This window comes from Hoylesella buccalis ATCC 35310 (assembly GCF_000177075.1).
GTDB classification, from domain to species: domain Bacteria; phylum Bacteroidota; class Bacteroidia; order Bacteroidales; family Bacteroidaceae; genus Prevotella; species Prevotella buccalis.
Map to the genome: position 1 here is coordinate 45,572 of NZ_ADEG01000030.1, position 6,787 is coordinate 52,358.

At 48.2% G+C, this 6,787-nt stretch carries 5 protein-coding genes and 1 pseudogene; 3 read left to right on the top strand and 3 right to left on the bottom strand.

Annotated elements, in window-relative coordinates; translation table 11 throughout:
• Positions 1–32: 32 nt before the first annotated feature.
• Entirely contained in the window at positions 33–881 is an 849-nt protein-coding gene (lgt, locus tag HMPREF0650_RS02195; protein WP_004348056.1) for a prolipoprotein diacylglyceryl transferase, read from the bottom strand.
• Between the two features lie 58 nt (positions 882–939).
• Positions 940–2,042: pseudogene (gene ychF, locus HMPREF0650_RS02200) on the bottom strand (redox-regulated ATPase YchF).
• A 226-nt stretch (positions 2,043–2,268) separates the two neighbouring features.
• Between ychF and HMPREF0650_RS02205 the strand changes: the two are divergent.
• The 3 genes from HMPREF0650_RS02205 to HMPREF0650_RS02215 are packed head-to-tail and all read left to right on the top strand — an operon-like array spanning position 2,269 to position 5,762.
• Positions 2,269–3,195, top strand: coding sequence for a hypothetical protein (locus HMPREF0650_RS02205; RefSeq protein ID WP_004348060.1), 927 nt, complete (start codon positions 2,269–2,271; stop codon positions 3,193–3,195).
• Positions 3,170–5,431 carry a hypothetical protein gene (locus tag HMPREF0650_RS02210; protein ID WP_040562163.1) on the top strand — a complete coding sequence of 754 codons (2,262 nt, stop codon included), beginning with the start codon at positions 3,170–3,172 and terminating at the stop codon, positions 5,429–5,431. The genes HMPREF0650_RS02205 and HMPREF0650_RS02210 overlap by 26 nt, the downstream gene beginning before the upstream one ends.
• A gap of 19 nt (positions 5,432–5,450) precedes the next feature.
• Complete coding sequence (locus HMPREF0650_RS02215) at positions 5,451–5,762, top strand: HigA family addiction module antitoxin (RefSeq protein WP_004348064.1); 312 nt, start codon at positions 5,451–5,453, stop codon at positions 5,760–5,762.
• A gap of 593 nt (positions 5,763–6,355) precedes the next feature.
• Here HMPREF0650_RS02215 and HMPREF0650_RS02220 read toward each other — a convergent pair.
• On the bottom strand, positions 6,356–6,787 hold a 432-nt coding region (locus HMPREF0650_RS02220; protein WP_004348065.1), incomplete at its 5' end, for a BspA family leucine-rich repeat surface protein.

The following is a 6,787-nucleotide window of genomic DNA, read 5'->3' on the forward strand; positions in this document are numbered from 1 at the left end:
CCTCAGTAAGTCTTAGTGTAGGGGAGAAAATATCATTTCGCTCCCAACTTTTTCATCCATTTTCCACCCCTCATGCAGGCGATACCAAGGATGATGAAAGGAATGCTCAGCAGTTGTCCCATGTTGAAAATCATGCCCGACTCGAAGTCTACTTGTATATCCTTGGTGTATTCTATGAAGAAGCGGAACGTGAAAATGAGGGTCAGACACAAGCCGAAATAGAAGCCAGTTCCCACCTCTTTGGAGGTTCGCTTGTAGAAATGCAGCATGACGAAGAAGAAGAAAAAGTAGGCAATCGCCTCGTACAACTGTCCTGGGTGGCGTGGCGTCATGTCTACCCGCTCAAAGATAAAAGCCCAAGGCACATTGGTTGGTGTGCCGATAATCTCGCTGTTCATGAGGTTGCCCAGGCGGATAAAGCATGCAGTGATAGGAGTGGCAATGGCAATGTCGTCGAGTACATGCCACAAGTTCATGCCTGTTTTGCGATAGTACAGATAGAGTGCCACCATGAGTCCTATCGTACCACCGTGCGAAGCCAATCCCTCGTACCCTGTAAACTTCCATGAACCGTCCGCCATCTGGTGAATAGGCAGGAACATTTCGACGACATGCGTCCACGAAGACAAAAAGTATTCGGGCTGATAGAACAAGCAGTGTCCCAATCGGGCGCCGATTAAAATGCCCAAAAAGCAATATATAAACAGCGGATCGAAATACGCATCCTTCACCTTTTGGTCCTTATAGAGCCATTTCACGATGAAGTATGCCAAGGCAAGTCCTATCAACCAGCAGGTTGAATACCAACGAATGGCAAAATTGCCGATGCGGAATATCTCTAAATCAGGATTCCACAGGATGTAAAGTAGATGGTCTATCATATTGTTTTGTTATTGGGCTTATAGGGCTTATTAGCCTAATTAGCCCAATTGTCGATTGTTAAACATTAAAGCGGAAGTGCATGATGTCACCGTCTTGCACCACATATTCCTTGCCCTCGATACCTAATTTTCCAGCTTCACGGACGGCACTTTCGCTGCCATATTTGATGTAATCATCGTATTTGATGACTTCTGCCCGGATAAAGCCTTTCTCGAAATCGGTATGGATGACGCCAGCACATTGTGGCGCTTTCCAACCTTTGTGGTATGTCCACGCCTTTACTTCCATTTCGCCAGCCGTGATGAATGTTTGCAGGTTGAGCAGCGAATAAGCCTTTTTGATGAGGCGGTTCACGCCACTTTCGGTCAATCCCAACTCTTCTAAAAACATTTGCTTGTCCTCGTAGGTCTCCAAAGATGCAATATCCTCTTCTGTCTTGGCGGCAATCACCATGGCTTCGGCACCCTCTTCTTGGGCAATTTTCTCTATTTGGGCACTATAAGCGTTGCCCTCTTTGGCACTTGCCTCGTCCACATTGCACACATACAGTACGGGTTTGGTGGTCAGCAGAAACAAGTTGTGCGCTGCCTCTTCTTCCTCTTTGGTGTCGAACGAAACCGTCCGTGCGTTCTTTCCTTGCTCCAACACCTCTTTGTAGGCTTCTAATACGGTAACAAGCGTCTTGGCTTCCTTGTTGCCCGAGGCTGCTATTTTTTGCTGTTTGGATAGTTGTGCCTCAATGGTCTCCAAGTCTTTGAGTTGCAATTCGGTGTCAATCACCTCTTTGTCACTGACGGGATTCACCGCCATACCGCCTTCTCGTACCACGTTGTCATCGTCAAAACAGCGGATAACGTGTATCAGCGCATCACATTCGCGTATGTTTCCAAGGAATTTATTGCCCAAGCCTTCGCCTTTGGACGCTCCCTTTACCAATCCTGCAATATCTACTATCTCGCATGTGGCAGGCACAATGCGTCCCGGATGCACAATCTCTGCCAATTTGGTGAGCCGTTCATCGGGTACTGTTATCACGCCCACGTTGGGCTCAATCGTACAAAAAGGAAATTTGCTGCCTGTGCCTTGGCACTCGACAAGCAGTTGAATAGGGTAGACTTGCCCACGTTTGGCAACCCTACAATACCACATTTTAATGACATGTCGTTATGATAAACGTTTATATTATAATGTGCAAATTTACGAAAAAGATTGGGAAACAAGCGAGGAAAAGCGTATAAAAGTGCTGGCTGAGAGGAGATCCATCATGCCGCGACTCGTGTGTTCTGGCTCGAATATGGTATTTTTTTGCCTTCCTTGCCAATATTTGTCCTCATTGTTTTTGTTGTTAGTCAATATTTTTATAATTTTATTCAAAAATTCCGGAGAATGACTAAACTTTGGATATCACTCTTTTGTATTTTGCTCCTTGCAGCTTGTGGTGGCGGGCAAACAAACGAAGTTGCCACCCGCAGCATATATTACTGGCGCACCACTTTCCGACTCGATTCTGCCGAGCGTGCCTTCCTTCGCATGCACCATGTGGAAAAACTCTACGTCAGATATTTCGACGTGACACCAGACGACGAGATGCACCCCATGCCCAATGCCACAATCACCTTTGCCGACACCCTGCCGCAAGGTGTTGAGATTGTGCCCGTGGTGTATATTGTCAATCGCTTCCAAGCGGGAAGCATTGATGACATAGCCGACCTGGTCTTTCGCCGTATTCTACAGATGAACGAAACGCACGACATCAAGGGCATCAGGGAAATCCAGATAGACTGCGACTGGACCATGACGACGCAGAAACGCTATTTCAGTATGCTCCGACGTATGCGCGATCTCTGCCACGAGCATAGGTTGACACTGTCGGCTACCATCCGTCTACACCAGTTGTCGCTCGAAGTTCCGCCTGTGGACAAGGGCACCTTGATGATGTACAACACCGGCGATTTCACCCAACTCTCTGTCCATAAGCCCATTCTTGCCATGAAGGATGTGAGACCTTATCTGCACAGTTTGTCCCGATACAAATTGCCTCTCAATGTCGCTTACCCGCTATTCACGTGGCGTGTGCTGTTCCGCGATGGCAAATATGTGGGTATTATGCACGGTGATGACGATTTTCCCATATTGCAGGGCGACAGTGTAGCCACGCGCCAACCTGAACTTGATGACATCATGGCTGCCCGGCGGGCTGTGGACAGTCTGCGCCCGGAGGCCAACAGCGAGGTGATACTCTATCATCTCAACAATAAGAATATCAACCGTTTTACTCCCAACGACTATGAAAATATCTATCAGCAGCATTAATTTTCGGACAGGATTAGTTACCCTGATTCTGTCTCTGATGCCCTGTCTCGGCGCGATGGCATGTGCATTTGAGGGGCCTACCCACAACTATTACCTTTTCAGCGTGTTTCATCGCAGCTTGATGGGAGATCGTTTCGCAACCGAGACCGAGGTGTTTTGGAACAAATATGTCGGCAACGATCCCCGTTTTTCTTCCTATCGGTGGAGCCGGGAGGTGGTAATGGATGTGGCCAAGCGCAGGGGAGACACCGAGATGATGGGCTACCTGAGGTTGCTTAATTCCTACATCGATGCCTCTGTCTTTTACGACGCTTGGGAATATCCGTCGAAGGAGAAAATTGCCCAGAGCCAGGCCACCATGCGAGAACTTCAGGCTGAGGCCCGAAAATACAAGGGAAAAAGGTTTCGAGCGCAATATATGCTGATGGTGATGCGCACGCATTTCGCCCTGAAACAATATCGCAAGGCCATGAACTGTTGGACGCGGCAGGGACAAAAACTGCCACAAAGCGTCTACCGAGACCTGATGCAAAACCTCTATGCGGGCTGTCTCCTGCGCCTTGGGCAACGTCGTGAGGCAGTGGAAATCTATGCTGCGCAGGAAGACTTCGCAAGTTTGCAATACAGCGTGCGCAACTATCGCAACCTTGCCGGTATCAGCAAGGTGTTTGCCGAAAATCCCAATTCGCCCACGTTGCTCTATCTTGTGCAGGACTTTGTGAACAACTTGCAGGAAACGCAGGATGTCTATGCCAACGAATGGCTCTCGAAAGAAGTTTATCCGGAGGATTCCGACAAGGTGAACTGGATTAGGGAGATAGGTGCACAGCCCATCTATAAACCCGAAGCTCGGCAGTTTATCGATTTTGCCCGTAGGGTGGTGGCCAGTGGAAAGAGCCGTACGCCCTGCCTCTGGATGTCGGCGATAGGTTGTCTGGAGCACCAAATGGGCGACTATCAACGGGCTAAAATAGACCTCGCCAAAGCGCTTACCCTCAACGGAACGCCCCGCATGAAGGACAATGCGCGCGCCATCTACGCGGCCAACTCGGTGTTTGTGAAGCCGATGAAAAGGAAGTATCGCCAATGGTTGGCGGCCGAATTGCAGTGGCTCGATGCCAAGTCGAAGCAGGATATAACCGACAGTGTGCTGACCGACGACCATTATCGCGACGTGAAAGAACGCATCGTGTACAACGGATTGGTGCCCCGCTATTTCAAATCGGGCGACCGCACGATGGCCATGGCGATGCTCTGCATGATGGATAACGAGTCCAATCACATTGGGGGTATGCCCAACTGGCGACATCCTGACTTCAAGGCCGCCTACAAGCCATGGAACTCAGACTATTTGGGCGAGTATTTCGAGGCTCTCGACAGCGTTAATGTGGAGCAACTCAAGCATTATGCGCATTTTCTCAGCAAGAAGCCCAAGGATGCTTTGCAACGCTATGTGTGGGGTAAATGCTATCGCGATGCCGATTATTACAACGACCTGATCGGCACCAAACTCATGGCACGAGGGAGGTTTGCCGAGGCTATTCCCTATCTTGAAAAGGTGAGTATGGTCTTTCTCAATACCCAGAACATCGTGCCTTATGTCCGTCATCGCAGCTATGAGACGGAGCGATGGCTGACCAAACAGAAAGTGGGGGACGAGTTTGAGGGTTACATGCCCCTGCTTACCACAAACCGGAAAGTGGAGTTTTGCCATCGTATTCTTGCTGTGCAGCATCTCTATCGCAACATGCGCCCATCGGAGCTGCGTCTCGAAAAGGCCTACGAACTGGCCTCGCTCTATTATCAGGCCAGTTATTTGGGCGACTGCTGGTGGCTCACGCAGTATGGTCTCAGCTCAGTGCAAGACAGCACTAAGACGGGCAACATGGACTTTGTGGGCTATGCCATCAACCTGTTGGAAGAGAGTGCGCGCTCGACAGACTTCTCGTTGAAGCAGAAAAGCCTTTACGCTCTGGCCTTTATCCCGCAGGATTCGTGGTATGAGAAAGGGTGGGACGGCACCATCGGGGTATATCACGACCTTAGCAACCCTTCCGTGCATCCTGCTTCGCGACAATACCGAGCCATGATGCGACTTGCGGAATTTGCACACGACAATGCCGAGCGCATCGCCCCATACATCTCCCGTTGTGAGGAACTCAAAGCTTTCGAGAGAACCAGACTGGCGACACCCTTCGCATTTTTCTCCTACGATGAAGCGCGATATATCAAATAGAATGATAAATAAAATCGATATGGCAAGTTTAGGTTATGGCTTTTATCCGACACACCCCGGTGAGGTGTTGAAGGATGAACTTGAAGCAAGGGGCATCTCGCAACGTAAGTTTGCAGATAGTATTGGTATGGGCTATTCCGTACTGAATGAGATATTGAACGGTCGTCGCTCACTGAGCACCACCACCGCACTGATGTTTGAGGCTGCCTTAGGTGTTCCAGCAGAGTCGCTGATGAAATTGCAGCTGAAATACAATATGCAAACGGCGAGAACTGACAAGACATTGGCAGATAAGCTGAAAGAGATTGCACGAGCGGCAGCGCTACTTTGATGAATGTCCCTTAGAAGAATTAACTTACCCCTACTGAATTAAGGCTGGTTCTATAAATTAGCTTTGTTAGGTTTTGAGCTTATTTTTGAGGTCAAAATGCAAGAGAGTGAGGGAGTGTAGCGAGCTACACGACTGAACGAACTTACATTTTGAACCAAAAACAGAGCAAGCCGAATACAATCAAACTTGTTTGAATTGTTGAGGCGCAGCCTGTTTTATGTAAAAAGAAGCCAAAAGATAACAAAACGTATTTTATAAAGATTTAATGACTATATGCGGTGGTAATTTATAGAACCAGCCTTAAGGATAATCGGTGTCACCCATAGGGGCGTGATAATCACGCTCCGAAACATATCCGGGAAATGGTGTGATGCTCCTGAAATTTATCTTCACTCCTTGTTTGTAACCATTCGAAGCACTCCACTCCGTCTCTCCTATAGGAGGGTGGAGTGGAGTGTTTTGTTAGGTTGGGATAAAACTTCTATTTCTGAATATATTTCTTTCCGTTTTTAATGACAATGCCTTTATAGCTCTCGTTCACACGACTGCCACTGAGGTCGTATATTTTCCCTCGACTTCCTGGTTGTAAGTCTTCAATGGTCAATACCTGTGGTTTTGCTTGTGAAGTAACCCGTGGTGGGGTTAGCCATCTCAATGCCGATTTTGTTTGCGTTGAACGAAGTGTAGGTACCTTTCAGCTTCGTACAGTTTTCAAACATAGATTTATCATTAACAGGACGACCAACATTCCAGTTACTGTTGCAGAAAATAGTGGTCAGGGACTCGCAGTCATAGAACATCCATCTCATGTCGGTGACGTTTTCTGCTTTGAATTTGCGCAGGTCGAGCGATGTCAATGCCTTGCAACCAATGAACATCCATCTCATGTCGGTGACGTTTTCTGATTTGAATTTGCTTACATCGAGCGATGTCAATGCCTGGCAGCCAGAGAACATGCCATACATGCCGGTGACGTTTTCAGTTTTGAATTTGCTTACATCGAGCGATGTCAATGCCTCGCAGCC

What these genes read in the sequence shown, in the direction of transcription:
- HMPREF0650_RS02205 (WP_004348060.1), top strand. Translation starts at nt 2,269, where the DNA reads ATGACTAAACTTTGGATATCACTCTTTTGTATTTTGCTCCTTGCAGCT.
- lgt (WP_004348056.1), bottom strand. Translation starts at nt 881, where the DNA reads ATGATAGACCATCTACTTTACATCCTGTGGAATCCTGATTTAGAGATA.
- HMPREF0650_RS02215 (WP_004348064.1), top strand. Translation starts at nt 5,451, where the DNA reads ATGGCAAGTTTAGGTTATGGCTTTTATCCGACACACCCCGGTGAGGTG.
- HMPREF0650_RS02210 (WP_040562163.1), top strand. Translation starts at nt 3,170, where the DNA reads ATGAAAATATCTATCAGCAGCATTAATTTTCGGACAGGATTAGTTACC.